This window comes from Clostridium sp. OM02-18AC, assembly GCF_003481825.1.
GTDB lineage: Bacteria > Bacillota > Clostridia > Lachnospirales > Lachnospiraceae > Brotaphodocola.
Map to the genome: position 1 here is coordinate 219,173 of NZ_QULW01000001.1, position 25,691 is coordinate 244,863.

A 25,691-nucleotide genomic window follows, 5' to 3' on the forward strand; every position below is an offset into this window, starting at 1 on the left:
GGACGGATGCTTTTCTTTTGCGTAAACTTGTGATAATATGTGATTAAAAGTATGCATATTTGAAAAATGAGGTTTTCAATGAATACCACGGTAAAGGGAATCCGGCAGGAACTTTTATACTCTGATAAGAGTTTTTTATTATCTGAGTTTTTTATGCCATCACAAGCACATTCTTTTAGAAAAATAAAAGAAATAACGTATTGCTATGGGGATCATGGAAGTTTTGGATATTTAAGGTTCCACGGAAAAAACGGTTCGGTTGAGACATTTTTGTTTCGGAAAAAGAAAAATGAACAGGTATCAGAATTTTTGGATATCATACAAATAGGATATCCAGATGTGAAACTGAATGAACAGTATGAAAGAATTGATTGCCGATCTGCATATAATTACATGCCAGGAAGAAAAAAGGCATTATGCTGGATATCTGCATTCATTATTCTGCTGGGTTCATTCTTTTTCTACATGAATAATATGTCTTCCATTATGCACGACAAAAAAATTACGTTGGAAGCGTTTAATCAGTGTGAAATTGGAATGACATATGAGCAATGTGAGAAAATAATTGGATCTGCGGGAACTCCGCTTGCTGAGTCTGAAATTATAGATACAAGCATGACAGCATATATGTGGTACGCCGATGAATACAGCGGAGCAAATGCAGAGTTATACTTTGTGGACGGAAAATTATATCAAAAAGCCCAAATCGGCTTAGAATAGTTACTAAAAATGAAAAATATACCAATGTATGTAGCGGATTCTTCATTTATACAAGATCCGAGGAAAAGTGTAGTAGAAAATGGCAAGTATTGCACACAAAAATATTCCACGCATGAGGTGGAAGCCATCTATCATGCTTTGAAGGTAACACGAAATAAATATCCTATGGATTTAAGAGGGATCGGCCTTGCAAACGAAAGCTGGATTGTGAAGTATAAGGCTAGATATGTTTTGTTTGAAATGATAATCCAACTCTTAGAGTTGTCGGATAATCCGCTTGACGAATTTTCAAAATCTATTGCTTATGTAACGAAAGGAGCCTTTTTTAGAAAATATGCGATAAATTTTTTTGAAAAATCAAAACCTTTTGTATCAGATGAAACGCTAATGAAATTTTCATCTTTTCAGCCACTCAATATACATTTAACTTATGCTAAAGTTTACGAATCAGAACACGAATATGAAAAAGCAATTTCATGCATGGAAGCAGCTCAAAAGTATGGAGGATCAGAAAATTTGTATTTTAAGCAAAAAATTAACGAGTTAGAATGCAAGTTGGTGAAAAATAGTCCCAAAAGAAGTAGGACAATGTCAGAGGATGATGTCCAATTTGAAAAAGACATACGTTTTGCGGCACGATATTTAATTGATTATTTTAATGTGAATTATATTTAAAAATCGTCTAGTGCTATAAATACTGGAAGTTTTACGGATTGAGATATTAGCATAAACAGACACCTGTATGATGTTACATTTTACAGCAGTCATGTGATGAAAAATTGTTTTGTCTTTTAAGTACTTATGTAGTTATTTAGACAATCCGCGGAACGAGGGCATTTGTAAGTATATCCAAGTGCAGTTTCCAGAATAGATCTGGAAGGTGAAGGAATTCTAGTCGGATTATCTAAAGAAGTATGGTCGTGAGCCCTCAGCGGTCGAAATAGCCTGGTTTATGGGATAGTCAGGGCGATACAGGAAAATGCCTGTATGGTGATCCTGAGAAGCCTGGACGCACCTGTTACGGGAATTGATGGCACAGAAGATACCACGGTGGGGGAGTTGGTGGCAGTAGCAGGCAACCAGGAAGAGGATATTCTGGACCGGATGGAGAAAGAAAGCCTCTGCCGTACCCTGTGGCGCTGCGTGGACAGTCTGCCAGGGATCCAGCCGGACGTGATCCGGAGCCGATACGGCCAGAACCTCACAATAAAGGGCTGTGGGGATGCGTGCGGGATAACTGCAGCAGAGGCAAGGAAACAGCACGACAAGGCGCTGAGGAACCTCAGAAGCGGCGAGAACGGGAAGCTGCTGCGTCCATTCCTTCCGGATGATGCACAGATCTACAGCAGCGCCCTGATCGGGAACGGTTGGGAGCGTTTCAACCAGACCTGGACAAGTTCAACGGAGCGGGTAGCCTTAGAACTGTAGTTGTTTCGGAGCATAACTTTCTTGTCTTTTTACTCATAAGACCATAAAATAAAACATAATGAGAGTCATTCACAGTACCCATAATCCAAAAGGATTGTACAGCCGAATGGCTCTTGTTTTTATCTATGGCGGCCAGAAAAGAGCAAGAGCGGTGTCTGTTTTGTTTGAGGTGTTGCGACATCGCAACAGGGTGGCCGGTCTAGTTTGGTCTTCGGCTCAACGACAAAATGGCGTCGAGTTCAGGGAAGTGCGACCAAAAAGTGTTATCCGCAATTTTTTGACACGATAGCGCGCGCATGACTTTGGCCAGAATAGTCCTGCTGCCTGGTATCGTTATCCGGTTACAGGTCCATTTATGGATATGTAAACAGTGATAACAGGAAGATTGCCGTATCCTGCAGATGGTTAACTTTATAGTATGTCGCATGTGTGTTATTTTTGGCGTAGCGTTTACTTGCTGCGAGTTCAAGGAAGATTAGGTCATTGTATTTTTTTCGATACAATGATCTTTTTGCGTCTTAAAATCTATTTTTTCGGGCTACAATTTCCAATTCCGCCCCCATACTTATAATATACAGAAAAATAAAGGCATTGAGTTAAGGACGATTTCATTTTTTTGGATCGTCCTTCATGCTTATTATGAACAGATTAAGGCATGTTTGAGAGCACAGGTGATACAGACCTGCGAGGCGGTGCAAGGCCGCCACCATGACGAGGATACCCTAAAACGCCCCTCTGTGGCGTCATGTTGTGCCGGCTGCTGCCGATGCTGCCCTTTATTCGAGTGCATTATGCACTGGGTCCCGCCATACCGTAACCCGTTGACTGTAAGGAGGGCTATTGCCTGCCCGGACCGTGAAAACGGCTTAAAAATTGGCTCGTGACTATCTTAAACACACCTTAAACTGAATGGAGGAATATCTATGCGTAAGAGAATCAAACGAAAATCGACTGTCCAGCAGGTCAAAGAAGCGCTGGACGCACAGCTTGCGATTGGCTGTAGCAAGCGGAAGGACAAGCTGGAAGGCTGCACAGAATCAAAAATTTACTCATGGGAGACGTACCGCGTCTATCTGCGGCACGCTATCAATTTTGTGAAGTGGTGCCGGGACGTGCATCAGATCCGCGATCTGGAAGCGTGCAAGCCGTATGCAGCGGAATATATCCAGGGGCTGACTGCTGCCGGCCGTGCACCGTCTACTTTGAAGCTGATCGCTTCGGCTATCGCAAAGGTGTATCACTGCAGTGTGGAAGATCTGAAGATTAAGACAGCACCCAGAAGACGGGCGAACATTACCCGATCGAGAGGACGCAAGGCTTCAGATGCGCACTTTTCGGAGAAGAACAACCAGGATCTGGTTGATTTCTGCCGCGGAACCGGTCTGCGCAACCATAAGGAGCTGCAGCAGGTGAAGGGCACACAGTTGGAACGGCGGGACGGTATCTATTATCTGATCGGCGTCAAGGGCAAAGGCGGAAAGATCCGTGATGTTCCTGTGCTTCCGGATTACGAGGTCACAGTGGTACGCTGCTGCGTGGCTGCCGGTTCTGGAAAGGTCTGGCCTCATGTATCGAGTCACGCTGATATACATAGCTACCGGGCTGATTACGCTACTGCCTGGTATAAGCGCCTTGCGCGTCCTGTGGCTTTCCTGGAGCGCTCAGAACGGTATGTCTGCCGCTGTGATCGTGCCGGGGTAGTATATGACAAGGCGGCTATGAAACAGGTTTCCCGCTTCCTGGGGCATAACAGAATCGAGGTAATTGCGGGGCACTATCTGCACGAATAGATGCGTGAGACATATTGTTATAGGGTTATCCACATTATTCACAGGGGATTGTTGGTGAAAGAGACAATAGGCGCCTTTATGTTACCATTTGACGCCTTGACGGTTTTATGTAAGGCGTCTTTTGGGGTACATAGTCAGCTATACGCTGCAACGTTCGGAAATGGCAAATGCTAACATCTGCCGTACAGCTGAGCTATATGCTTATTTGGCCAATATTCAAAGCGAACGTTCGGTATCATGATACTGAAAAATACTGAAATTTTTTTGCAACGGCACTGTTGTCAAACGTGGTCGAAAATGCAGCGTTTCATGTAAGCAATGTTGTACTTTAAAACGAAACGAATAGGGTTACAAAACAAACACGAATGCGCGGGAAAATGGCTGAAATACTGCATTTTCCAAAACAAACGAATAGCCAAAACGTTGCGTTTCACAAAACCGACGAAGCAGCAGGACGCCTATTTAAGACCATAGATATTTATAGCGAACGTTCGGATAGAATAGCGAACGTTCGGAATCCGATAAATCACTTTTTGGAAAAGCCTATGGGTACTGTTTGACACCTTCCGGGGCAATACTTCAAGGTGTCAAACAGTACCCATAGACATAAAGATGGGGGCGCTTTCTTTCTTCCTTGTGCTTTCATGCTCTGGAAGACTGCCAGGGACTCCGAACCGGTTAAACGAATGTTGTACAACGCTGTCTTTCAAAACAACACGAATAGCCGGATGTGACTATTATTCACATCCGAAAGTGACTGATAGTCACAATAGCCTGCTGCGTTGCGAGATCGCAAGAGCTTGAAGCCCGAACGAAGCCCGAGGATGTTAAGAAATGTTAAGCTGCAGCGCGGTTATGTGGTCCTGCTGCGGTGCGGCCTTAATTAGTGAACACGATGAGCGCGCGCAATATTAAGCTCCGGGAATGTTAACTTTGTGCCCTGCTGCAGGTGAAAGCAAAATTGCGTTTACCTCACTTCGTTGGAGCGGATCCGCAGCAGCCGGAGGCAGAAATGGATCGGGCGTGGCAGCAGGAGAAGCCAGAAATGGCTTTACCTTTGAAGCCGCGAACAACGGGGGAACAACGAGAAATTGCGACTCGTACTGGAGTACGAAGCCGTGAGGAAGCCGTGAGAAATGGGAGCTTTTCCCTTATCGTCAAAAATGGCGAAAACATGGGGCGTTGACAGCAGCATTGCGACATTTGCGACGCCCTAAAAAAGGGCGTGAAGCAAGGACGAAGCGAGGACGAAGCAAGAGCGAACCAAGAGGGCAGCAGGACAGCAGCAGGCTTTCTCTGTGCCTTCCTGTGCCCTTTTACCCAGGGAATGTGGAAATGTTTAGGCGATTCCGTACAAGACCGCAGTTCCCCCATTCTTTGCGCAGAATGCCCATTCGCGGGTTAGATATAGGCTGTTGTGAAACGCGATACCATTCAACATTATATGAATAGGAGAATAAGTACATGAAATTTAAAATTTTGAATAAAAAATATCATATTGTGGCTGTAGATATGCCAGGAGGCAAGAAAGGCGGGATCCATGTTGGTTATGACCGGATCAGTGACACAATCATGATAAACAAAGATGCGCCTTACCTGGATAAGCTGGTGAAGCTGATCGGCACGTATTTGGACGTAAAAGAGTATGGAGACGATGCGGAGCTGATCTTGAAAGAAGCAGAAAAGGGCAGCAGCCTGCAGGAGCTGATTGACGTGATTGACCGGATTGATCACATTCGCAGACATGGGAAAGAATAGCCGGTTCTGATGTCATTGGATGGAACGGCGCATGATACTAAAATGATACTAAAAAATGAATGAAACACAAAAATCAGCATTAAAAATCGGCAAATAATACCCTGGAACAACGGAAATATCAGCAAAAAAGAGCTGAAAAGTTCCTCCTATTATAGTATTGAAAACCAGATAGCAAGTGGAAAAGATCATGCAAAAAACAAAAAATTTGGAACAAAAACAAAAAGTATTAACGAAGCTTGAAAAGGGATTGAATTTTTTATCCGGAATGTCTATAATAGAAAATTACAAAGAACAAACAAAGGAGAGATTTCTTATGAAAAAAGTATTAGCAACTAACAATGCTCCGGCAGCAATCGGACCGTATTCCCAGGCAATCCACGCAGACAAGTTTGTATTTGTTTCCGGTCAGCTTCCGATCGATCCGGCTACTGGTGAGTTTGCAGGTGCAGATATCGCAGCACAGACCAAGCAGTCCTTAACCAACATCAAGAACATTCTGGAGAGCGACGGACTTAGCATGGCAAACGTAGTAAAGACCACTGTTCTGTTAAACAACATCGCAGATTTCGGTGCTATGAACGAAGTTTACGCTACGTTCTTTGAGGGTGCATGCCCGGCAAGAGCAGCTTTCGAGGTTGCAGCACTTCCGAAGGGCGCACTGGTAGAGATTGAGGCAATTGCATACGCTGAGTAATCGAAAAACGGCGGATGTGTTACGGATTGTTTTCAATCTGTCATGCACGGAAACAGCATAGAAGTGGAACGATGCAGGCACGGACTTGGGTTCGCTGCCTGCGTAGATCCGGATACAGCAGGTACTGCGAACAAAGGTTTGCGGTACCTGCTGTTTTATGGTAGAATGGTTACTGTTTATGGAGCGAGAAAAAAGATTTTGAAAGGATAACAGCGCAATGGCAGTTTATGATACCTTAAATGACAGACAGAAAGAGGCGGTGTTTTGTACGGAAGGTCCTCTTTTGGTCCTGGCCGGGGCAGGATCCGGTAAAACCAGAGTCCTGACGCACCGCATCGCGTACCTGATTGAAGAAAAGGACGTGAACCCATGGAATATCATGGCGATCACCTTTACCAACAAAGCGGCGGGAGAGATGCGGGAGCGTGTGGACAAGCTGGTCGGTTTTGGCTCTGAGAGCATCTGGGTTTCGACGTTCCATTCCTCCTGTGTGCGGATTTTACGCCGCTTTATCGAGAATCTGGGCTACAGCACAAGTTTTTCCATTTACGATTCGGATGATCAGAAAACGCTGATGAAGCAGATCTTAAAGAAAATGGATCTGGACCCGAAGCAGTTTCGGGACAGAGCCATGCTTTCTGCCATTTCCGGTGCCAAAAATGAACTGATGAGCCCGGAAGAATTCCGGCTGAATGCGGAAGGCGACTGGCGTGCAAAGAAGATTGCAGAAATCTATCAGATGTATCAGGATGAGTTAAAGAAAAATAATGCACTGGATTTCGATGATCTTATTTTTAAAACCGTGGATCTGTTCCAGACGAATGCGGATGTGCTGGAATATTATCAAGAGCGTTTCCGCTATATCATGGTGGATGAGTACCAGGATACCAACACGGCGCAGTTTCGTCTGATTGAGCTTCTGGCCGGAAAATATAAAAACCTCTGCGTGGTAGGCGATGATGACCAGTCTATTTATAAGTTCCGTGGTGCCAACATCAGCAATATCCTGGATTTTGAAAGTGCATTTCCTGGGGCAAAAGTCATTAAGCTGGAGCAGAATTACCGTTCCACCAGTCATATTCTGGATGCGGCCAATGCAGTGATCCGCAATAACCAGGGGCGGAAGGACAAGACTCTCTGGACCGCCAATGGAGAGGGGGAACCGGTGATCTTCCACCAGTATGAGCAGGCTTACGAAGAGGCGGATGGCATCGTCCGTGACATTTTAAAGGATGGACGGGACTTTCAGGATTACGCGGTCCTTTACCGGACGAATGCGCAGTCCCGTCTTCTGGAGGAAAAATGCATTGAGCACAACGTGCCGTACCGTCTGGTAGGAGGCGTAAATTTCTATCAGAGAAAAGAGATCAAGGATGTACTGTCTTATTTGAAAACAATCGCAAACGGACGGGATGATCTGGCAGTCCAGCGTATCATCAATGTGCCAAAAAGAGGCATTGGTGCGGCATCGATCGCGAAGATTACGGCGTGGGCTTCGGAGCAGGGCATCAGCTTTTACGATGCGTGTGTCCGGGCGGCAGTCGTGCCGGGGCTCGGTAAGGCAGCAGGAAAGGTTGCCGTGTTTACCGGTCAGATCGAGGAATTCCGCGATGCGCTGACCGAGGATGAGATCAGCATCAAAGCACTGATCGAGCAGATCCTTTCCGATACCGGCTACCGGGAAGAACTGGAAGCAGAGGGAGAGGTCGAGTCCCAGACGCGTCTGGAGAACATCGAAGAACTTATGAATAAGGCGGTCAGCTACAGCGAGGATGCGGAACATCCGTCCCTGGATGAATTTTTAGAGCAGGTGGCGCTGGTGGCCGATGTGGACCGGATGGACGATTCTGAGAACCGGGTAACGCTGATGACCTTACACAGCGCAAAGGGACTGGAGTTCCCGGTAGTATATTTAAGCGGCCTTGAGGATGGACTTTTCCCAAGCCGCATGGCAATTTCAGCGGATGACCGGACCGAACTGGAAGAAGAACGCCGCCTTTGCTACGTCGGCATTACCCGTGCCAAGGAGCGGCTGGTGATCACGGCATCCCGCATGCGCATGATCAATGGGGAAACCCATTATTCCAAAGTCAGCCGTTTTGTGGAAGAAATTCCGGAAGAACTGATCCAGATGGAAAAGCTGGAGCCGAGACTGGGACGCAGCGTGGCGCGGGATGAATTTGAGGATGACGATCTTCCGTGGAATAAAAAACAGAGTCATCTTGGCATCAGCAAATTTGGCATGAAATCGAATTCCTATGCATCGCCGACCGCATCGTATGTTTCCGGGACCGGAAACGGATACGCAGGAATGCAGGGAGCAGGACGTGATTTAAGTGGGATTTTCGACCGGAAGTTATCCGGAGGCAGGGCGGCAGGGGCAGCAGCCAGGGCTGCTTCAGGACAGTCGTTTCAGTCAGCCGGACCAGGATTTGGAAAGGCGTTTACGGTTCAAAAACCTTCTTCTTTGGACTATGGAGTAGGAGACCGGGTACGCCATGTCAAATTCGGCGAGGGAACCGTTCTGAGTGTAAAGGACGGAGCGAAGGATTTTGAGGTATTCGTGAATTTTGATACGGCCGGTGTGAAGAAGATGTTCGCCTCCTTTGCGAAGCTTCAGAAAATCGGATAAACAGACAGCCGTGCTGTTTACGCTGGCGCATAGAATTTACAAATTTGAATAAAATAGGATAGTAAAAAAAGAAAAACAATGATATAATCCTAGTAATGCATAGCATGAAACGGCACATTTATATAGCCGACCAAACATGGTAGAAAGGACGTGGCAGTATGAATCGTTTTGATAACATGAGCAAAGACGCAATGGCACGTGTGGAAGAAATCATGAATTCCACCAAGTTAAATGAGTTCTTGCACAGAAAAGAGGAAGAGGAGAAAAAGAAAACCTGCATTCTCTGGATCCTTGCCATCATCGGAGTGGTAGCAGCTGTTGCAGCAATCGCATATGGCGTATACCGTTTCTTTACCCCGGATTATCTGGAAGACTTTGAGGATGATTTCGATGACGACTTCGATGATGATTTCTTCGAGGACGAGGACGACACCAAAGAAAAATAAGAATAGCTTTGGTCATCCACAAAGGTTTGAAGGAAAGAAACTTGTTACTTAGCAGAACCAATCAGGCGTGTCTCGCAGACCGGGATGCGCCTTTTCTCTGCCATGCATCAAAGAAGAATAGGAGAAAAACGTGAAAAAGGGCGATATGTATGAAGCGGTCGTAGAGACCATTGACTTCCCGAACAAGGGAATTTTACATGTGGACGGGGAGCGGGTCATCGTGAAGAATGCCATCCCGGGACAAAAAGTACGGTTTGTCGTAAATAAAAAAAGAAAAGGAAAATGCGAGGCACGTCTTTTGGAAGTAGTAGAAAAGTCGCCTTTGGAGCGAAGGGAGGGCCCCTGTCCGCATTTTGGCATCTGCGGCGGCTGCCTCTATCAGAGTCTTCCTTACGAAGAACAGTTGAAGATCAAAGAAAGTCAGATCAAAGCACTTCTGGATGAAGTCTGTGATTCTTATGAATTCGAGGGAATCAAGGCAAGCCCGCTCTCTGACGGATACCGCAACAAGATGGAATTCTCTTTTGGCGATGAGTACAAGGACGGTCCGCTGGCACTCGGCATGCACCGCCGCGGCAGCTTTTATGATATCGTGAATACGCCGGAGTGCCAGATCGTACATGCGGATTTCTGCAAAATCTTAACGGCAACCCTGCAGTATTTCACGGAACACCATATCAGTTACCACAAAAAGATGAAGCACACCGGCTACCTGCGTCATCTGCTGGTGCGCCGTGCCGTGAAGACCGGCGAGATTTTAGTGGCCCTGGTCACTTCCGGGCAGAACGAAAAGCTTGGTGTGATCGAAGAACATACAACTCCGGTGAAGGAGAAAGAACTTCTGGCAGGCTGGCTTTCCTGCATGCAGAATCTTGAGCTTACCGGAACGTTTGCCGGAATCCTGCATATCCAAAACGACAGCCTTGCTGACGTTGTTCAGAGCGATGAGACGACGATTCTTTATGGTCAGGACTTCTTCTATGAGGAACTTCTTGGCTTAAAGTTCCGTATTACCCCGTTTTCTTTCTTCCAGACCAATTCCCTGGGAGCCGAGGTGCTTTATGAGACGGCACGAAGCTATGTCGGGGAGACGAAGGATAAAGTTGTGTTTGACTTATACAGTGGAACCGGAACCATTGCCCAGATCATTGCCCCGGTGGCTGCGAAGGTTGTGGGTGTGGAAATCGTGGAGGAAGCCGTAGAGGCTGCGAAAGAAAATGCGGCAGGGAACGGACTGAAAAACTGCGAATTTATCGCCGGAGATGTTTTGAAGGTGATCGGAGCGTTAAAAGATAAGCCGGATCTGATTATTCTGGATCCGCCGCGTGATGGCATTCATCCGAAGGCACTGGATCAGATCATCGATTTTGGTGTGGACCGCATGGTTTACATTTCCTGTAAGCCGACCAGCCTGACCAGGGATCTTGTGGTATTGCAGGAGCGTGGTTACAAGCTGGAGAAAGCATGTGCGGTAGATATGTTCCCGTCCACGGCAAACTGTGAGACGATCGCGCTGCTGACCCGCGTAAAATAAGGATTTGTGGGCTTTCTGGACGACTACGAAAGACCATTTGACTACGATTTGACAACGCTTTTTTGAGATGTTGTCAAAGACTGGCAGCTTTTTCAAAGATTTCTACGCTGCGTTCTGCCATTTTTTCGGTGGCATGGGTGTAGACCTGCAAGGTGGTGTTGATATCAGCGTGTCCTAGGCGTGTCTGGACATCCTTGATGTCAGCACCATTTTCTATTAAGAGGGTGGCATGCGTGTGCCGGAGAGAATGATAATCGAAGACCATGTTCAGCTCGTGATGAATCACTCTGGCACAGTACTTAAAGGAGTCCGGGCTGATGAATTCCCCGTTCTCTCGGACGCACAGGAAATCCACGCGCTGCAGCGTGCAGCTGATACCGCGCTCAACCGGAACAATCCGGTATATGGTATTTCCTTTTTCATCTTTCTCCGGCTTCAGATAATGATCGGTATAATATTCACCATAGAGCAGCCGGTTCTTCTTCTGGGTCAGCTGCGCATGTTTCAATGCCTTATAGAGGGCATCTCCAAATTTGATGGTACGGATGGAATTGACTGTTTTCGGTGTTCCAAAGTACCAGGCAGACTTTTCTTCTTTCTTCCCTTTCTGTTCCAGCACTTTTCGGACATCCACTCCATAATTCCGTTTCACGACCGCCTTTTTTACGGATAAGGTGCGGCTTTCCACGTTGATATCATCCCAGCACAGTGCAAAGGCTTCGCTGAGACGCAGGCCGGTATAATAGCCAATCATGAGCGGCAGATAGAAATTGCTGTCTTCCGGAAAGCGCTCCAGAATCTTTTTGAACTCTTCCGGGCGGATCACATAGCGCTGTTTTGGCTGTTTTTCAAATTTTGGCAGTTTTATCCTGGCGCAGGGGTTCTCCCTGACATACTGCAGCGGTTCTATAGCATACTCGTAAGCGGCTGATAATACCCGCAAGATTCCCAGGACAGAAGATTTTGCCAGGCCGTCAATCTTTAACTGATTCACATATTCCTGTATGGCAGCAGTGGTCAGTGATTTTAGCCGGTACTGTCCGAAGTGCGGCTTTAACCGGTTCTCCATAATGTAGAGATAACCAAGCTGCGTGTTGTATTTCAGATTCATTTTACAGTAATTCTCAAACCAATAATCCAGATAATCGGCAACACTGACTTCCGCTGGCGCGAAGGTCTGGCCGGATGAGTTATATTCGCTCATTGCAATAGTGCCAGCTGCCAGGGCTTCGGCCTTTGTCCGGAATCCGCCCTTTGAGATTGATTTCCGTTTTCCATTCACTGGCGCGGTCTCAAAGCTGTATTGCCAGGTTGATCCGCGCTTCCTTGTTCTTAACTGTCCCATATATCATGCTCCTTTCGTATGGTTGTTGCGATGTCACAACAGAAAATTAGGTACAAAAATAGCACCCCTTGCAGGACGCCCAGGAAAATGATATAATTCGTTTGGACTCGATTATATCTGGCCGGGCATCCGGCAAGAGAAATCTATGTAAAGCCGTTCTGTGTTACCAGCACCGGGCGGTTTTGCATTTTATAATGGTTAATGCTTCCAGGTCGCATGTCTTGCGTGAAGTAATCCGTTCTTAAATGTAATTCGAATATTGGAATCAAGATCCTCAGCATACCACTTCACTTGCAAATAATCATAGGTTTGATTGCCGATTTGCCGACGTTCAGCGTTACTTACTTCGTGCTCTTTTCCGAGAATAGAAATAACTTGCTCGTAGCTCATACCGTCTTGCAATTGATTATACAAATCTTCAGTAGCGTATTTCATCCCATCTGTATTCATATCAATATATTCACCATTTGCATTATACGGCGAGCCGTCATTTGCGCGCCCAGCCCATGAAGGCAAATAACCTTTTCTATTGCTACCTTCATTAAACCAGTACCATTTTTCATCAATGTTGACCCATTCGTTGCTGGCATAAGCACCATTATCTTTTAAATAACAGCGATTATCGTCGGTCCATTCACCTGCAAAAGCCGTGATGGACATAGATGCGGTAACAAGAAAAACGAAGGATAATAATTTAATTTTTCGCATATCAATTCTCCTTTTCTTTTGATTTTATTAAAATTTTTCTATAACAACCAAGGCTGGGTCAAACATAATGGTGTAGCCACCAAAATTCACATAAGAACCGTATTTTTCATGGTAGCATTCCAGCGCTTCCTTTAAAAATTCTTCTGATACTTCCAGATACTCAGCCAGTTCGTGACGATTTTTGCAGCGTGCTTTATATCCCTCGACTATTCCGAACAATCCAATTCGCTTATCGTAGGCCCATAACCGTGCGATGCGTTCCTGCTTCCGATCAGACACGGAATCCTGCTCGATGATGCGGCCTACAGTGGTGTAGTAGTGCCCAAGTTCTTCTGCTAGCACATCCGCTTTTTTGCGTAGTGTTGGGATATTCTTTCGAATAGCAATCTTACGGCCCTTTATTCGTCCGTCACTCAGCGGAAGAGGCTTTTCCTTTACGATCAGTCCGGCGGCATCAGCTTCTTTGAGTAGATCTTCGTAACTCACGCAATCACCTCACTTAAAAGTTTGGATCATCCATTATATCGTCTTCTTCCTTGCGAGAAGCTTCTGTTCGGTCGGAGTCAGAAATGTCGGTGCGGTCGTGAGCGGCATCAGGTATCAGGTGCAGCTGTTCTTCTTCCATCTGCTGTATCTTTAGAAGATTATCGGAGTAATCAACCACTTTTTTCTTATTGATATCAGAAAGCTGTTCATAGTTATCTATCAAGCGCTTTTGATCACTGTGAAACTTGATAATATTTTGAGCCAGTTTTATAACCTTATTATCTGAAGTTTCTTTTCCAGAGAAGCTTTCGTCGTATTGAGTCCAGCCCATGAGATAAGCTGGTGTAGTTTCAAGAACTTGTGCAAATTCAATTACTTTGCTTTGAACAATGTCGTTGATTCCGTTCTCAATTTTAGCTATTGTTGTTTTGCTTTTGTATCCTAGCTTAGATGCAAGTTCTTCCTGAGTCATCCCAAGTTCTTCGCGCCGTGTACGTATTCGTTTTCCTATTTCAGGCATATTGGAAACCTCCTTATTTATAATTGGAATATAGCACGAAAATGATTTAAAATCAATATTTTTTGATTGAAATAAAAAAAATAGTTGACTTTTAATCTACGCAGTGATAGTATAACAACAGATGATTTAAAATCATCTCCAACGAAAGGAAGTGAGAACATTGACAGATTCAGATGCTTTAAAGGCGTTGATTAAATCCAGAGGTTTAAAGCTTAAATATGTAGCGGATTATCTCGGATTAACCAGCTATGGATTTGCGCTGAAACTGAATAACAAGCAGGAGTTTAAGACGAGCGAAGTAGCTGCATTGTGTGAGTTGTTAGAAATCAAGAGTTTAAAAGAAAAGGAATCTCTTTTTTTTAAACAAAAAGATGATTTAAAATCATCTTAGGAGGTACATACCAGTGAATGAGTTAATCAATGTGAATTTCGACACTCAGACGGTGTCGGCAAGAGAACTGCATGGACAGTTGAATAGACACAGAGATTTCAAGGATTTCTTTGTTGAAGTCTCAAAAATGAAAGTGTCTATGGATATGGAAGAATTGAAATTATTAAGAACGGTTGTAAAAACATTCTCTTATAAATTCGGTTCGGAAGCAGTCGTATATCTCGCAGATTCGATAGATACAGAAATGGTTTTGCCTGTAAAGAGCTTAGAAGCTAGAAAGGCAAATGAGGAAAAAATGAAAGAAGAAATTGTAAATAATTTCAACTCGATTTTTCCTGATTATACATTTGTCGGATGTGAAAAGCAAGTTGGCAGTATAGGGAGAATAGATATTTATGCTTTGTGTGGCGAGAGAAGTGTAATTATCGAATTGAAAACAGGAAGTAAAAACCCTAATACACAACTCATTGCCTACGGTTCTAAATTCGAGAACCCTATTTTAATAGGAATAACAGAAAAAGAAATTGAGGACGAGCGGAAAATCAAAGGGATTTCCTATTTTACGCTGTCTGAATTAAGAGAGGCGGTCGAGCAGTGGATAATTTAGTTTCAATAAGTGTAAGATTTGAGAATGACCAAATGATTACGGACAGCAGAAATGTTTCAGACGTATTCAATAAGCAACATCGTCATGTATTAGAAAGCATAAGAAACTTAGAAAAAGATGTGCCGAATTTTGGGCAGATGTTTTTTGAATCGACAATGCCTGATTCTTATGGAAGAGAACAAAAAGTATATTTTATGAATCGTGATGGTTTTTCATTACTAGCGATGGGATTCACTGGTTCAGAAGCAATGAAATGGAAGTTGAAGTATATAGAAGCATTTAATGTACTGGAAAAGGCATGGAACACGCCGGAGCAGGTATTTGCCAGAGCCTTACGCATGGCAGATCAGACAATCAATAGCTTAAAGGATCGCTGCCAGTTCCTTGGCGGACAGGTTGCGGATCAGCAGAAAGTAATCGAGGAGCTGCAGCCAAAAGCTTCTTATTATGACATGATTCTGCAGTGCAAAGACCTGATTGCAACCACTGTGATTGCCAAGGACTATGGAATGTCAGCAAAGAAATTTAATGCTATTCTTCATGACCTTGGTATCCAGTTCAAGCAGGGAGATGTCTGGGTGCTGTATGCAAAGTATCAGGGAAATGGCTATTTGAAGACCAAGACTCATAACTATCCGGACGCCGATGGTGTTCAGCACTCAAAAGAACATTCTTACTGGACACAGAAAGGACGGTTATTCTTGTATGACCTGTTGAAACAGCATGACGTTCTGCCGTTGATGGAGTGTTAAATTCAGCGTGTACAGTGGATTACCTGTTTGCAACAGAGTAGGAGGTGAGGAAGATGTTCAATACAGTGATTTCTTTTGGAAATGGCATTTCTGTTTCCGAAGAGGTACTGGAGAAAACTGTCGAAGAGATTTTACAAACAATAAAGTCTGAACTTCCGGAGGAAGCCCAGACCTATGAAGTTTGCGAGACTGTTTTATGTAGATGTAAGGACCGGTTACAGAGCGGGCGAATTGTGTTATAGCATCTTTTCCACCATATCCTGGAGCGTATAAGAGATGATTTTCAGCTCTTTATCTTTGGTAGATGCTCGGCTATGAGTTAAATCGGCATCTGCTTTGATATTGAGAACAAAAGAATCGGTATATGTCTTGTTATTAGCTTCGTAGGAGATGTTTATAGCGATTGGTTTTGGATCTTCAAATATTTCGCGTTGGTTTACATTACAAACGAAGGATTGATTTGGAGCAATGAAAGTATCTTTGATGTGTTCAAAAGGAATGTATTTTGGGCTGTAGGAGCACTTAGCTAAATCAAAATCGCAGGAAAAACTGGTAATGCGAGCCCCTGTTTGACCAAAATTTTTGATGACCAGGTAGTACATAGGAGATTGAAAGTTGGTTGCAGCGGTGTAAACAACTATGTATGGACGAGTTGATTCTTCAACCATTTGATGGTTTTGACGCAAGGTGACAACAGATATTATGACTGCGATTGTGCTGATGATTGTTGACAAAAGTATTCCGAGCAACTGAATTATATCGGACGGGCTGAGTGAACTAAGCAGGCCGGTGAACATAGTGTCGGAAGCGGATGCAAGTTGTGTGAGAAACATAAAAACCTCCGTAGTATGAATTTGATAAAGAAATTGTATCACGGAATATGCAGGAAAAGCAACGAGGGAGGTGTAAGAAGATGGTAAGAGCATACGAACCATTGTACACAGTAAAAGAAGCTGCGAAACTTCTGCGGGTTAATCCGCAGGCGGTATACCGGCTGATTAACGGAAAACAGCTTGTGGCTCTGCGCCTTGGACTGATTAAGATCCGGGGCAGTGACCTGGAGCGCTTTATTGAGCAGTACCCGGCGTACGAGCCGGAGGAAGGAGGTGATCAGAGTGGCGAAGCTTAACTTTATCGAGTCCCAGCACCCGCGGATGCTCAGCTATGTGACAGTGCAGAGTGATCCGGTGGCAGAACCGGCGGAAGAACCGGCGCCGAAAGAGACATTATCTGACCGGTTGGGAGAACTGGCTGTGGATGTGATGGTTGTAGCTGCAGCGTTCTGCGGCGCGACCGGTTTTATGTTCTGGTTGTTTATTATTTTGGCATTGGCATAGGAGGGAGGTGAGGACATGACCAAATTGGAAAAAGCACAGATTATTCTGGAAGCGATCGACAAGCACGCACCGACTTGCGTTGACTGGAATCTGGATGATTTATGGCTGGAAGCCATTATGCACGGATTGTCGGAGATCCGGGTAGCAGAATTAAAAGAAACCCCGGAAGCGGCAACTTCCAGGGAATCAAGTAAATAAAAAATGAATTTACAGCCTCATTATAAGCGAGGCGCGGAGGAAAAACAAGATGAAACTTTATGAGTTGACTGAGCAGTTTTTAGCGTTACAGGATCTGGTTTATGATCCGGAGGTAGATAATCGGGTCCTGCAGGACACAATGGACGGCCTGTGGGGAGAAATTGAGGAGAAGGCAGACGGCTATGCCAAGATCATTAAGGGTATGCAGGGTGATATTGAGGCATTAAAAGCAGAGGAAAACCGCCTGGTAGCCAGAAGAAAGGCTCTGGAGAACCGTCAGCAGGCATTAAAGAGCAATCTGGAAGCCAATATGCGCGAGATAGGCAAGACGAAGTTCAAGACGGCCCTGTTTAGCTTCAATATCCAGAAAAATGGTGGCTTGCAGCCGTTGGTGATTGATGGTCTGCTGGAAGATATCCCAGGCAAGTACCTTGTACCGCAGTCGCCAGTGCCGAACAACGAGGCAATCCGCAAGCTGCTGGATGAGAAGCAGGTCGACTGGGCACATCTGGAGCCGCGTGGCGAAAGCCTGCGGATTCGCTGATGGACCGGCCGGGAGTTGGACCGTACCGGATGCAGCTGCTCATGGAAGTAGCTGCGAAAGCGGTCAAGATCATGACTACGGGTGCATGGCACCTGTCATTTGATGAAATGGATATTATTCTGGATTACATCCGGTGCGGAATCGATGCCTATAAGCGCAAATATGAGGAGGAAAGAGAAAATGTTCCTGAAAATCAGTGAGTTTAAGAAAGTGATGAAATCCGCTTTGAAGACGGCGGGCGGATTGTATGTCGGAAATGTAAATGATCAGTATCTGGTATATACCGGTTACTTGGGCGTGTGCGTTGAGAAGCTGTATGCGACCAATAAGTTTAAGGCTGCCATCATGGAGTTGATTGGTGACATGCCGGAAGAAGACAGCTGCTATAAGTATTATATCGAGGACAAACAGTTAAAAGCAGAGCTCCGTGTGGATTACCTGAATCCGTATGAAAAATGGAGAGAGGCAAAGGACTTCGCCTGCAGCGTCCCGCTGGTACTGACAAACAATTATCACGAGTTGTCTGTTTACCAGCGCCACAGTGACAAGGATTATCTGACAGCAGTAAGAGAGTGGACCGATGGCATGCTGTCTCCTGCAGAGCTGGAAGTTGCTGGCGAACGTATGCCGGGCAGACCAAGCGTCTCTCCATTGGGAAGTATCCTTTATTTTAAGAGCGAGACCATGCTGTACTGGGTTTGCTGCGTGCAGGTTGAAGGAAAAACACGGGAAACTGTCTTTGACCGCATGAAGGATCTGGATTTCTTCGAGGATGACTGGCTGAGCAAAGACAAGAAAATTGACGATTCTGATGAAGAAGAAACACTGCCATATTAAGGAGGACACTATGGGATTACCGGTACTGATCTATGGAAAATCCGGCAGCGGAAAGAGCCGGAGTTTAAAGTTTTTCGATGAAAATGAAATTGTGCTGTTGAATACAGAGCGGAAGGAATTGCCATTCCGCAAGCGCTTCCGTAAAACCGGGGCGAGTGATGATATCAACCAGATCATTACTACTATCAATAAGAATCCGGAAAAGGTTTATGTGATTGATGATGCTGGTTATATCATGACGCATTTGTTTATGTCACAGCACCGCAATAAAAAGGGCAACGCGTCGTTTGAAATGTATGACGATATCGCGGATGCAATGTATGGACTTGTGAAGCGGATCAAGACGGATGTGACGGATCCGGACAAAATTGTATACATCATGTTCCACGAAGACACGGACGATTTTGGCATTTCCAGACTTAGAACGATTGGCAAGCAGCTTGATCGAAAGGTTTGCCTGGAGGGAATGGTGACGATCTGCATCCGGTGCATGAGCGAGAATGGAAATCATTTCTTCCGCACGGTTACAGATGGTTCCGATATTACAAAGACCCCGGAGGATATGTTCGAGGCACCAGAAATTGAAAACAACCTGAAACTGGTTGATGATACTATCCGCGATTTTTACGGATGGGAGAAATATAAATCCAAGGAGGATAAGCAGTCATGATTAAGAAACCGACAGGATACGATGAGGCAGCAGCTTATACAGGAGAGTTCCAACAGCTGCCGAAGGGAAAATATGTGTGTGTGATTAAGCAGGTAACCACCCAGGAATCCAGGAATGGCAATTTGCAGTTTGTTTTGCTGTATGACATCGCGAAGGGCGAATACAAGGACTTCTACAAGAAGATGTTTGAAAGTGATAAGGCGCAGAACCCGATGGGAGCGAAATGGCGCGGTGTCTTCAAGCAGAACATGGAAGGAAAGGGCCTTTCCTGGTTTAAGGGTATTATCACATCCATTGAGCGTTCCAATAATTTTACCTTCCAGTGGGACGTGAACGACAACGAGAAGCAGATGGTCGGAAAGGAGTTTGGTGGCATTTTCCGCCGCCGTCAGTACGAGGCAGCCAACGGTAACCGCCCATTTGTAACGGAACTGTTCCAGATCCGCAGCGTGGCCGGTCTGGCTGAGGCAGAGGTGCCGGAGGATGAAGTTTTACAGGATCCGCCTGTAGGCCAGACAACTCCGGTTAACCATGGCACTCCATCTGCTGTAGGGGATGGCTTTGTAGATATTCCGGAGGGAGCAGGCGATGAAGGAATCCCATTCATGTGATCCGGAGCTTTATAGCAAAGTAAAAGATGCAGTGAGTATGCAGCAGGCCGTAGAATACTGCGGCCTGCATGTTTTAAACGGGAAATGTCTTTGTCCGTTCCATCGCGATACCCGCCCATCCATGAAGATATATCCGGATGGGAAAGGCTATTACTGCTTTTCCTGTGGCGCTGGCGGTGATCAAGTTAAGTTTGTAGCCGGTTATTTTAGCATTGGAAATTATGAGGCGGCCAAGCAGCTTGCGACAGCGTTCCAGATCCCAATCCAGGAACCGGTGACGTACCGGGAGAAGCGCGAAGCAGATAAACGAAACCGTTTAAAACGCGAATTACGCGATTTTGTGTCTTATGCAAGGAAATGGCTGGTTGTGTATCGCGGGCTGCTCTGTGAGGCAATCAGAGAGCGCAGCGAGCATTTCTGTGAGGCACTTAGCAATATTACCTATGTGGAGTATCTGATTGACTGTCTGGATCGGTGCCCGGAACAACTATACGCAGACAGAAAGGCGGTGAGTGAAATTGGAAAAGTCGAACGAAGAGTTAGCGACTGGTATATCAAAATTGGAGAAGATGGATCCATTTCCAGATGAAGTATTTTACCGGATTTTTGAGATTGATGACAACGTGGAGCGCCAGAAATACATTGAGGCGCTGCGGAACGCAGCAAAGACCATAAAACGTGCCTTGGAGTTTAACAACCTGTTAAAACAGTTCCAGCTTGATTATATCCAGCGTATGCGCCAGACCGGGAAGAAGACGGCTTTTACCGATCAGCCGCTGGAGCTTAACTGCGCAGAGTGGACTGCAAACGATATGGGTGTGAAAACAGTCCGGTATGACAAAAACATGCAGCAGGTCCCGGTTGTTGCCTGCAGCCATCCGATCATGCCGGTTGAGATCCTGAAGAACGTGGATACATCAGAAGAACGTATCACGTTGGCTTATTTTAAATCTGCGTCCTGGCAGCGAATCACAGTTGACCGGTCTGTTTGTGCCAATACCAATAAGATCGTGGATGTATTGTCGCAGTACGGCATCGAAGTAACATCGGACAATGCAAAGAGTCTGGTGCGCTATATCAGTGACTGCGTGGGGTATAATCCGGTGGCACTGGAGCCAAAGAAGTCTATCAACCGCCTTGGATGGGTCGGTGCAGCGTTTACTCCATATGAAAAGGATATCCGCTACGAGGGCGGGATGGATTACGAAGCAATCTTCAAAAATGTGTCCGAGAAGGGCGATTTCGAGTCCTGGAAGGCTCTTTGCAGCGACCTGCGGAAGAATCTGCCATTGCGTATGATGATGGCTGCAAGCTTTGCTTCCGTGCTTCTGGAGCCGCTTAAAGTGCTTCCGTTTGTGCTGCATCTGTGGGGCACGACCGGCACAGGAAAAACAGTGGCGTTGATGGTGGCCATGTCCATTTGGGGCAATCCAAGGATGGGCGGTCTGGTCAAGACCATGAACATGACAAAGAATGCCATTATGCGAAACGCAGCGTTTCTCTGCAGCATTCCGTTTTCTGGTGACGAGCTGCAGACCATAAAAGATAAATGGCAGGGAAATTTCGACCAGCTGATCTACCAGATCACAGAGGGTGTGGACCGTGGCCGTGCGAAGGCATACGGCGGTGTGGAAGATACAAAGACCTGGAAGAACAGCTTTATCTTCACAGGTGAGGAGCCGATCACAAAGGTGAATTCGGGTGGCGGTTCCAAGAACCGTGTCATTGAAATTGCGATTGATGGTCCGCTGGTGGCGGATGGTCATTATGTGAGCAGTATGGTGCAGGAAAACTATGGGTTTGCCGGGAGGAAGTTTGTGGAGTACATACAGGAAACGGAAACGAGTAAACTCATGGACCGGTACCGGGAGATTTTTGACGAGCTTTGCAAGCTGGATACCACGGACAAGCAGGCTATGGCAATGGCTTGCATTTTGCTGGCGGACGAAATTGCTGTGAAATTGTTTTTTGCGGGCGAGCAGGCGTTACAGATTGGACAGGTGAAACAGTATCTTCAAAGTGCACATGACATAGACATTGCGGAGCGGGCTTACCAGCAGGTAATGAACTGGGCGGCAAAGTATCAAATCCGGTTTGAGGATCCGAAAGCAGAAAACTCTTTGAATAAGGGCGAAGTCTGGGGAAAGATTGATGCAGGTGTCTTGATTATAAACAGGGATGTGCTCTTAAATTTTCTGGATCAGAATGGCTTTGACTATACGGCAGTGAATCGGAAATGGGCAGAAAAGGGATATCTGGTGCGGAATTCGCAGGGAAAATTCATTCATAGCACAAAGGTCTATGGAATCAAATCCAGTTACATCAAGTTCAACCTTCCGGAGGATGATGATGCAACGGATAAGGACGGATTTATGGCAGTAGAAACGTATGAGCAGGAGAGTTTGCCGTTCGTTTAGGGTCTAACCACATTTGGAAAGGTTAGACCTAGGTTAGACCCTAAAACCCGCATAAAACCTGGCTTTTTTATATACAGTCTAACCGTCTAACCAGTCTAACCGTATATATAGTCTCGTGACGCGAGGAAGAAGAGAGCTATTTTCTCTCTTACTATAAATATATAGACTTATTATACCGGATTTTAGGTTAGACGGTTAGACCATTAAGGAAATCAAGGGTTTGCGGGCAATTTTGGGTTAGACTTTCGGTTAGACAAAACGGAAAAATGGTTAGACTGTGGCAGAAAAGAGGAGAAAGACAATGAAAATCAGTAATAAAGCAGCCGGTACGAAATTCGAAAAAGAATTTGCCGACCGGCTGGCAGCAGAAGGTTTCTGGGTGCACCGCTTCCAGGATAATAAAAATGGTCAGCCGTGTGATGTGGTTGCTGCAAGAAACGGGGAAACGTACCTGGTTGATTGCAAGGACTGCCAGAAAGATGTGTTTGAGCTGAGAAGAATGGAGGAGAACCAGTACAATGCAATGCTGCTTTTCCACATGACAGGAAACAGCCGCGGGATGTTTGCGGTGAGCTTCCAGGGAGCACAGGTTTATCTGGTAGATTTCCAGGTGTTGAAGCATTTGAAGAACAAAGGTAGGAAAACTATTCCGAAAAGCGCAATGCCTACATATGGCAGGACGCTGGAGAGCTGGCTGGACGAATTGAACGTAACAAGGGCAGGTGATAACAATGGTTGTGGAGATTGGGCCTGAGATCCGCATCAAGGACGCATCCAAGGAACTGAGAGCCTGGGCGAGGGAAAATATGATTGTTTCGAATCCGCAGTACCGCAAGCGGGAATTAAGAGGGCTCTGGATAGGAAAAACCCCGAAATACTTATGTCTGTATCGGATTGATGGTTCTGATCTGATTCTTCCGACGGGAGTTGGAAAACAGGTAAGGCAGTTCCTTACGCCAGCCGACAGGATAAGCGTTAATTTAGCTGATAACGGGATTTTAGACTATCAAGGCAACATTCCCTTGTATGACTATCAAGAAGAGGCTGTGGAGGCGATGAGGCATGTCAGCTGTGGGATTTTACAAAGCCCGTGTGGATCCGGTAAGACACAGATGGGGATTGCGTTGGCGGCAACATTGGGCCGTAAGGTTTTGTGGATCACTCACACACAAGATCTCTTGGTGCAATCCAGAGCCAGGGCGGAACAGTATTTTCCAGCGGAGACGCTTGGAGCGATTACCGCCGGAAAAGTGCAAATCGGCAGTCACATGACGTTTGCAACAATTCAGACTCTTTGCAAACTGGATCTGGAGCGATACCGGAATACATGGGATGTGATCATAGTCGATGAATGCCACCGACTGGCTGGATCACCTACGCAGGTAACTATGTTTTACAAAGTTATGAATAGTCTGGCGGCAAGATATAAATACGGCTTGTCTGCGACGGTGCACCGGTCGGACGGCATGATAAAAAGCACATTTGCGGTGCTGGGACCGGTCATTTACAAAGTACCGGATGAAGCCGTGGCAGACAAGACCATGAAGGTGCGGATCTGTAGGAGAGATACTGGAATAGAAATTGGTCGTGAATGTTTGGATACCGACGGAACGCTGAAGTATAACGAGCTTCTTGTTTACCTGGGAGAAAACCGGGAAAGAAATGAGCTGATTGCAAAAGATTTGGTGATTCAGGCTGGGCATTCTTGCCTCGTTTTAGCAAGCCGCTTAAAGCAGTTACGTAATATTCAGAATCTGCTGCCGGAAGAATTGAAGGCGGTGTCAACCATGATAGATGGAAGCATGACCAGTAAGCGTGCCAAAGCAGAGCGAGAGGCAGCCATTGAAGAAATGCGGACCGGAGAGAAAAAAATCTTGTTTGCTTCATTTGGTTCTGCAAAAGAAGGACTGGACATTCCGCGTCTGGATCGGTTGCTCTTGGTATCACCGCAGAAAGATTATGCAGTGGTTACGCAGTCGATTGGACGGATAGCGAGGAAGGCAGAGGGAAAGACAGATGCTGTGTGCTATGACTATGTGGATGCCATCCAGTTCTGCGAAAATCAGTTCAAGCGGCGAAAGACTCATTACAGAAAGGCGGGTTGTATTTTATGACAAGAAGCGAGGAACAGGCGGTGCTGGCGAAAGGCGTCTGGTGTGATTCCTACAACTTTTATCTAAAGTATCATGGGCGGCCTTTAGAGCCTGGATTCTGGGAAGACGCCACGAAAGACTTTGGTGAGATCATGAGAAAATATAAAGGCGCAACGGTTTGCGGCAGGATGATGCTGGCAGCGTTTAGCTTGTTGGAGGAGGAAAAGAAATAGTGGAAAGATTAACGCATAAAAGAGCAAATGGAATCAAAAGCGGATACTGGTCTCCGAATAAAAAAGATGAGTTGGTGCAGCGGCTGGCAGAGGGGAGTGCGTTGCCTGTGGGATACCGATTATGATGCAATGGTAGCGGCAGAGACCCGCAAGATGATAGAGGAGTTTGGAGAAGGGCAGGGGCCGGAGGGTGTTGCGACGTCGCAACAGCCAGAATGCGGTGAGTGCATTTATGAAGCACCGGCAAGTTGCAGCTTAGCAGGCGATTGGGAGAAACACTATAGAATGCGATTTAGAAAAATTGTGTAAATTGAGTTGATTTGAGGAGAATGATAATGTTTGAAAAACAGATGTGCACTAGAAATATAAAACTGAGTGATTTCAACATATCCCGTGCAAAATACAATGAGCTGAAATATTTTTGTGTGCAGTACGCGGAGAAAAAGCAAAAACTGCAGAATGCGTATGGCTTAAAAGCAGTGATCAATGATGGCATGCCTAAGGGGAATCTGTCAGGCGATTCTACAGCCCAGGAAGCTGTGCGAAATACTATGATGCAGGAAGATATCAGGCTGATAGAGGAAACAGCCAAGAAAGCTGCACCAGAGATTTACAAGTGGATTTTGAAGAATGTTACCGAGGGGACACCTTATGAATGGCTGGATGTCCCTGTGGGGCGCAGACAGTTTTATGAATACCGCAGATATTTTTTCTATCTGCTGGCGCAGAAAAGATAGTTTATAAAAATTTTATAATTATTGAATTGGTGTGAATATGCAAAATTGAATAGACTAATCAGAAAAATTGAATATCTGTTACTACCTGTTACTATCTTTCACTATTTGTTACTATCTTTCGTATTTTGCTTTGATATTTCCAAAACGGAAAGACCTAATTTTAGAAATTGCAGTGAAGTATGTAATTGTATAGACAATTCAGC

The 25,691-nt window shown here is 45.5% G+C and carries 33 protein-coding genes; 28 read left to right on the forward strand and 5 right to left on the reverse strand.

Annotated features, from left to right (window positions below; genetic code table 11):
- Positions 1-78 precede the first annotated feature (78 nt).
- The 9 genes from DXB18_RS01045 to rlmD all read left to right on the forward strand — a co-directional run bounded on the left by DXB18_RS01045 (position 79) and on the right by rlmD (position 11,002).
- Entirely contained in the window at positions 79-720 is a 642-nt protein-coding gene (locus tag DXB18_RS01045; protein ID WP_118705469.1) for a hypothetical protein, read from the forward strand.
- A gap of 9 nt (positions 721-729) precedes the next feature.
- Positions 730-1,395 carry a hypothetical protein gene (locus tag DXB18_RS01050; protein ID WP_147354267.1) on the forward strand — a complete coding sequence of 222 codons (666 nt, stop codon included), beginning with the start codon at positions 730-732 and terminating at the stop codon, positions 1,393-1,395.
- Positions 1,396-1,707: 312 nt separating this feature from the next.
- Positions 1,708-2,148 carry a sigma factor-like helix-turn-helix DNA-binding protein gene (locus tag DXB18_RS01055; RefSeq protein WP_118705471.1) on the forward strand — a complete coding sequence of 147 codons (441 nt, stop codon included), beginning with the start codon at positions 1,708-1,710 and terminating at the stop codon, positions 2,146-2,148.
- 923 nt (positions 2,149-3,071) lie between these two features.
- Positions 3,072-3,938 carry a hypothetical protein gene (locus tag DXB18_RS01060; RefSeq protein WP_118705473.1) on the forward strand — a complete coding sequence of 289 codons (867 nt, stop codon included), beginning with the start codon at positions 3,072-3,074 and terminating at the stop codon, positions 3,936-3,938.
- A 1,464-nt stretch (positions 3,939-5,402) separates the two neighbouring features.
- Positions 5,403-5,696 (forward strand): hypothetical protein, encoded by a 294-nt coding sequence (locus tag DXB18_RS01065; protein WP_118705475.1) that lies wholly within the window; start codon positions 5,403-5,405, stop codon positions 5,694-5,696.
- Between the two features lie 313 nt (positions 5,697-6,009).
- Positions 6,010-6,390 (forward strand): RidA family protein, encoded by a 381-nt coding sequence (locus DXB18_RS01070; protein ID WP_118530959.1) that lies wholly within the window; start codon positions 6,010-6,012, stop codon positions 6,388-6,390.
- A 217-nt stretch (positions 6,391-6,607) separates the two neighbouring features.
- Positions 6,608-9,022 (forward strand): UvrD-helicase domain-containing protein, encoded by a 2,415-nt coding sequence (locus tag DXB18_RS01075; RefSeq protein WP_118705477.1) that lies wholly within the window; start codon positions 6,608-6,610, stop codon positions 9,020-9,022.
- A 158-nt stretch (positions 9,023-9,180) separates the two neighbouring features.
- A complete protein-coding gene (locus DXB18_RS01080) occupies positions 9,181-9,468 on the forward strand; it encodes a DUF4366 domain-containing protein (RefSeq protein ID WP_118543963.1) in 288 nt (95 codons plus the stop codon).
- Positions 9,469-9,598: 130 nt separating this feature from the next.
- Complete coding sequence (gene rlmD, locus DXB18_RS01085; RefSeq protein WP_118705479.1) at positions 9,599-11,002, forward strand: 23S rRNA (uracil(1939)-C(5))-methyltransferase RlmD; 1,404 nt, start codon at positions 9,599-9,601, stop codon at positions 11,000-11,002.
- A gap of 73 nt (positions 11,003-11,075) precedes the next feature.
- Here the strand turns inward: rlmD and DXB18_RS01090 are convergent, their stop codons facing one another.
- The 4 genes from DXB18_RS01090 to DXB18_RS01105 all read right to left on the reverse strand — a co-directional run bounded on the left by DXB18_RS01090 (position 11,076) and on the right by DXB18_RS01105 (position 14,061).
- Positions 11,076-12,347, reverse strand: a complete 1,272-nt coding sequence (locus DXB18_RS01090; protein ID WP_118705481.1) for a site-specific integrase — start codon at positions 12,345-12,347, stop codon at positions 11,076-11,078.
- Between the two features lie 198 nt (positions 12,348-12,545).
- Positions 12,546-13,055, reverse strand: coding sequence for a hypothetical protein (locus tag DXB18_RS01095; protein ID WP_118705483.1), 510 nt, complete (start codon positions 13,053-13,055; stop codon positions 12,546-12,548).
- 27 nt (positions 13,056-13,082) lie between these two features.
- A complete protein-coding gene (locus DXB18_RS01100; RefSeq protein WP_118705485.1) occupies positions 13,083-13,541 on the reverse strand; it encodes a hypothetical protein in 459 nt (152 codons plus the stop codon).
- Positions 13,542-13,554: 13 nt separating this feature from the next.
- Positions 13,555-14,061, reverse strand: coding sequence for a helix-turn-helix transcriptional regulator (locus tag DXB18_RS01105; RefSeq protein WP_118705487.1), 507 nt, complete (start codon positions 14,059-14,061; stop codon positions 13,555-13,557).
- A gap of 160 nt (positions 14,062-14,221) precedes the next feature.
- On the opposite strand from DXB18_RS01105, the gene DXB18_RS01110 reads away from it, so the two are divergent.
- Genes DXB18_RS01110 through DXB18_RS01125 form a run of 4 tightly spaced genes read left to right on the forward strand, consistent with a single transcriptional unit; the run spans position 14,222 to position 16,053 of the window.
- Complete coding sequence (locus tag DXB18_RS01110) at positions 14,222-14,452, forward strand: hypothetical protein (RefSeq protein WP_118705489.1); 231 nt, start codon at positions 14,222-14,224, stop codon at positions 14,450-14,452.
- Between the two features lie 13 nt (positions 14,453-14,465).
- Positions 14,466-15,059 (forward strand): PD-(D/E)XK nuclease family protein, encoded by a 594-nt coding sequence (locus tag DXB18_RS01115; protein WP_118705491.1) that lies wholly within the window; start codon positions 14,466-14,468, stop codon positions 15,057-15,059.
- Positions 15,047-15,811: a phage regulatory protein/antirepressor Ant gene (locus tag DXB18_RS01120; RefSeq protein WP_147355203.1), complete on the forward strand. Its 765-nt coding sequence runs from the start codon at positions 15,047-15,049 to the stop codon at positions 15,809-15,811. Before DXB18_RS01115 ends, DXB18_RS01120 begins: the two co-directional genes overlap by 13 nt.
- Before the next feature lie 53 nt (positions 15,812-15,864).
- Positions 15,865-16,053, forward strand: a complete 189-nt coding sequence (locus tag DXB18_RS01125) for a hypothetical protein (RefSeq protein WP_118705495.1) — start codon at positions 15,865-15,867, stop codon at positions 16,051-16,053.
- Here DXB18_RS01125 and DXB18_RS01130 read toward each other — a convergent pair.
- On the reverse strand, positions 16,048-16,644 hold the full coding sequence (locus tag DXB18_RS01130) for a hypothetical protein (RefSeq protein WP_118705497.1): 597 nt from the start codon (positions 16,642-16,644) through the stop codon (positions 16,048-16,050). The two genes, DXB18_RS01125 and DXB18_RS01130, sit on opposite strands and share 6 nt — an antisense overlap.
- An 80-nt stretch (positions 16,645-16,724) precedes the next feature.
- Between DXB18_RS01130 and DXB18_RS01135 the strand changes: the two genes are divergently transcribed.
- The 15 genes from DXB18_RS01135 to DXB18_RS01205 all read left to right on the forward strand — a co-directional run bounded on the left by DXB18_RS01135 (position 16,725) and on the right by DXB18_RS01205 (position 25,488).
- Positions 16,725-16,940 (forward strand): helix-turn-helix domain-containing protein, encoded by a 216-nt coding sequence (locus DXB18_RS01135; protein ID WP_118705499.1) that lies wholly within the window; start codon positions 16,725-16,727, stop codon positions 16,938-16,940.
- Entirely contained in the window at positions 16,927-17,148 is a 222-nt protein-coding gene (locus DXB18_RS01140) for a hypothetical protein (protein ID WP_118705501.1), read from the forward strand. The genes DXB18_RS01135 and DXB18_RS01140 overlap by 14 nt, the downstream gene beginning before the upstream one ends.
- Positions 17,149-17,163: 15 nt before the next feature.
- Positions 17,164-17,346, forward strand: coding sequence for a hypothetical protein (locus DXB18_RS01145; RefSeq protein ID WP_118705503.1), 183 nt, complete (start codon positions 17,164-17,166; stop codon positions 17,344-17,346).
- Positions 17,347-17,395: 49 nt separating this feature from the next.
- Positions 17,396-17,890 (forward strand): siphovirus Gp157 family protein, encoded by a 495-nt coding sequence (locus DXB18_RS01150; RefSeq protein ID WP_118705505.1) that lies wholly within the window; start codon positions 17,396-17,398, stop codon positions 17,888-17,890.
- Entirely contained in the window at positions 17,890-18,090 is a 201-nt protein-coding gene (locus DXB18_RS01155; RefSeq protein ID WP_118705507.1) for a hypothetical protein, read from the forward strand. The genes DXB18_RS01150 and DXB18_RS01155 overlap by 1 nt, the downstream gene beginning before the upstream one ends.
- Positions 18,071-18,727 (forward strand): hypothetical protein, encoded by a 657-nt coding sequence (locus DXB18_RS01160; protein ID WP_118705509.1) that lies wholly within the window; start codon positions 18,071-18,073, stop codon positions 18,725-18,727. Before DXB18_RS01155 ends, DXB18_RS01160 begins: the two co-directional genes overlap by 20 nt.
- Before the next feature lie 10 nt (positions 18,728-18,737).
- A complete protein-coding gene (locus DXB18_RS01165; RefSeq protein WP_182430424.1) occupies positions 18,738-19,397 on the forward strand; it encodes an AAA family ATPase in 660 nt (219 codons plus the stop codon).
- Entirely contained in the window at positions 19,394-20,008 is a 615-nt protein-coding gene (locus tag DXB18_RS01170) for a hypothetical protein (RefSeq protein ID WP_118705512.1), read from the forward strand. The genes DXB18_RS01165 and DXB18_RS01170 overlap by 4 nt, the downstream gene beginning before the upstream one ends.
- Positions 19,986-20,597, forward strand: a complete 612-nt coding sequence (locus DXB18_RS01175; protein ID WP_243103054.1) for a CHC2 zinc finger domain-containing protein — start codon at positions 19,986-19,988, stop codon at positions 20,595-20,597. The genes DXB18_RS01170 and DXB18_RS01175 overlap by 23 nt, the downstream gene beginning before the upstream one ends.
- Positions 20,578-22,425: a DUF927 domain-containing protein gene (locus DXB18_RS01180; RefSeq protein ID WP_243103060.1), complete on the forward strand. Its 1,848-nt coding sequence runs from the start codon at positions 20,578-20,580 to the stop codon at positions 22,423-22,425. The genes DXB18_RS01175 and DXB18_RS01180 overlap by 20 nt, the downstream gene beginning before the upstream one ends.
- Before the next feature lie 301 nt (positions 22,426-22,726).
- Positions 22,727-23,179 (forward strand): hypothetical protein, encoded by a 453-nt coding sequence (locus DXB18_RS01185; protein WP_243103063.1) that lies wholly within the window; start codon positions 22,727-22,729, stop codon positions 23,177-23,179.
- A complete protein-coding gene (locus DXB18_RS01190) occupies positions 23,157-24,539 on the forward strand; it encodes a DEAD/DEAH box helicase (RefSeq protein WP_118705514.1) in 1,383 nt (460 codons plus the stop codon). The genes DXB18_RS01185 and DXB18_RS01190 overlap by 23 nt, the downstream gene beginning before the upstream one ends.
- Positions 24,536-24,751 (forward strand): hypothetical protein, encoded by a 216-nt coding sequence (locus DXB18_RS01195; protein WP_118705516.1) that lies wholly within the window; start codon positions 24,536-24,538, stop codon positions 24,749-24,751. Before DXB18_RS01190 ends, DXB18_RS01195 begins: the two co-directional genes overlap by 4 nt.
- Positions 24,751-24,876: a hypothetical protein gene (locus DXB18_RS16660; RefSeq protein ID WP_279220808.1), complete on the forward strand. Its 126-nt coding sequence runs from the start codon at positions 24,751-24,753 to the stop codon at positions 24,874-24,876. Before DXB18_RS01195 ends, DXB18_RS16660 begins: the two co-directional genes overlap by 1 nt.
- 210 nt (positions 24,877-25,086) lie before the next feature.
- Positions 25,087-25,488, forward strand: a complete 402-nt coding sequence (locus DXB18_RS01205; protein ID WP_243103065.1) for a hypothetical protein — start codon at positions 25,087-25,089, stop codon at positions 25,486-25,488.
- Positions 25,489-25,691 lie beyond the last annotated feature (203 nt).

Bases quoted from the DNA above. Each gene is read 5' to 3' on its own strand.
- DXB18_RS01045 (WP_118705469.1), top strand. From the start codon at position 79: ATGAATACCACGGTAAAGGGAATCCGGCAGGAACTTTTATACTCTGAT.
- DXB18_RS01050 (WP_147354267.1), top strand. From the start codon at position 730: ATGAAAAATATACCAATGTATGTAGCGGATTCTTCATTTATACAAGAT.
- DXB18_RS01055 (WP_118705471.1), top strand. From the start codon at position 1,708: ATGGTGATCCTGAGAAGCCTGGACGCACCTGTTACGGGAATTGATGGC.
- DXB18_RS01060 (WP_118705473.1), top strand. From the start codon at position 3,072: ATGCGTAAGAGAATCAAACGAAAATCGACTGTCCAGCAGGTCAAAGAA.
- DXB18_RS01065 (WP_118705475.1), top strand. From the start codon at position 5,403: ATGAAATTTAAAATTTTGAATAAAAAATATCATATTGTGGCTGTAGAT.
- DXB18_RS01070 (WP_118530959.1), top strand. From the start codon at position 6,010: ATGAAAAAAGTATTAGCAACTAACAATGCTCCGGCAGCAATCGGACCG.
- DXB18_RS01075 (WP_118705477.1), top strand. From the start codon at position 6,608: ATGGCAGTTTATGATACCTTAAATGACAGACAGAAAGAGGCGGTGTTT.
- DXB18_RS01080 (WP_118543963.1), top strand. From the start codon at position 9,181: ATGAATCGTTTTGATAACATGAGCAAAGACGCAATGGCACGTGTGGAA.
- DXB18_RS01090 (WP_118705481.1), bottom strand. From the start codon at position 12,347: ATGGGACAGTTAAGAACAAGGAAGCGCGGATCAACCTGGCAATACAGC.
- DXB18_RS01095 (WP_118705483.1), bottom strand. From the start codon at position 13,055: ATGCGAAAAATTAAATTATTATCCTTCGTTTTTCTTGTTACCGCATCT.
- DXB18_RS01105 (WP_118705487.1), bottom strand. From the start codon at position 14,061: ATGCCTGAAATAGGAAAACGAATACGTACACGGCGCGAAGAACTTGGG.
- DXB18_RS01125 (WP_118705495.1), top strand. From the start codon at position 15,865: ATGTTCAATACAGTGATTTCTTTTGGAAATGGCATTTCTGTTTCCGAA.
- DXB18_RS01130 (WP_118705497.1), bottom strand. From the start codon at position 16,644: ATGTTTCTCACACAACTTGCATCCGCTTCCGACACTATGTTCACCGGC.
- DXB18_RS01135 (WP_118705499.1), top strand. From the start codon at position 16,725: ATGGTAAGAGCATACGAACCATTGTACACAGTAAAAGAAGCTGCGAAA.
- DXB18_RS01145 (WP_118705503.1), top strand. From the start codon at position 17,164: ATGACCAAATTGGAAAAAGCACAGATTATTCTGGAAGCGATCGACAAG.
- DXB18_RS01150 (WP_118705505.1), top strand. From the start codon at position 17,396: ATGAAACTTTATGAGTTGACTGAGCAGTTTTTAGCGTTACAGGATCTG.
- DXB18_RS01155 (WP_118705507.1), top strand. From the start codon at position 17,890: ATGGACCGGCCGGGAGTTGGACCGTACCGGATGCAGCTGCTCATGGAA.
- DXB18_RS01160 (WP_118705509.1), top strand. From the start codon at position 18,071: ATGTTCCTGAAAATCAGTGAGTTTAAGAAAGTGATGAAATCCGCTTTG.
- DXB18_RS01165 (WP_182430424.1), top strand. From the start codon at position 18,738: ATGGGATTACCGGTACTGATCTATGGAAAATCCGGCAGCGGAAAGAGC.
- DXB18_RS01170 (WP_118705512.1), top strand. From the start codon at position 19,394: ATGATTAAGAAACCGACAGGATACGATGAGGCAGCAGCTTATACAGGA.
- DXB18_RS01175 (WP_243103054.1), top strand. From the start codon at position 19,986: ATGAAGGAATCCCATTCATGTGATCCGGAGCTTTATAGCAAAGTAAAA.
- DXB18_RS01180 (WP_243103060.1), top strand. From the start codon at position 20,578: ATGGATCCATTTCCAGATGAAGTATTTTACCGGATTTTTGAGATTGAT.
- DXB18_RS01185 (WP_243103063.1), top strand. From the start codon at position 22,727: ATGAAAATCAGTAATAAAGCAGCCGGTACGAAATTCGAAAAAGAATTT.
- DXB18_RS01190 (WP_118705514.1), top strand. From the start codon at position 23,157: ATGGTTGTGGAGATTGGGCCTGAGATCCGCATCAAGGACGCATCCAAG.
- DXB18_RS01195 (WP_118705516.1), top strand. From the start codon at position 24,536: ATGACAAGAAGCGAGGAACAGGCGGTGCTGGCGAAAGGCGTCTGGTGT.
- DXB18_RS01205 (WP_243103065.1), top strand. From the start codon at position 25,087: ATGTTTGAAAAACAGATGTGCACTAGAAATATAAAACTGAGTGATTTC.